A 302-nucleotide genomic window follows, 5' to 3' on the forward strand; every position below is an offset into this window, starting at 1 on the left:
TGCAACTGACATCGCAAAGAACACGAGCAACATCGCGCAGAACGCGTCCAGCATCACGAACGTGCAGAACCAGTTGTCAGAAGGCACGGTGGGTCTGGTCCAGCAGGACGCAACCAGTCGTGACATCTCGGTGGCAAAAGATGCTGACGGTTCGGTGATCAACGTGGCGGGCACCGCGGGCAACCGTACGGTGACCGGTGTGGCTGCGGGCGCAGTGCGGGCATCGAGCGTGGACGCGGTCAACGGTGGCCAGTTGTACGGCACGGCGTCGAGCACGGCCCGGGCGCTGGGTGGTGGTTCGA

Annotated in this window: 1 pseudogene; it reads left to right on the forward strand. The window is 63.9% G+C overall.

The window, feature by feature from the left end:
* Window positions 1-302 (forward strand): annotated as a pseudogene (locus tag AB3X95_RS38985) (adhesin); the annotation flags it as partial.

It is taken from the genome of Paraburkholderia sp. BR13444 (assembly GCF_040948755.1).
GTDB lineage: Bacteria > Pseudomonadota > Gammaproteobacteria > Burkholderiales > Burkholderiaceae > Paraburkholderia > Paraburkholderia youngii.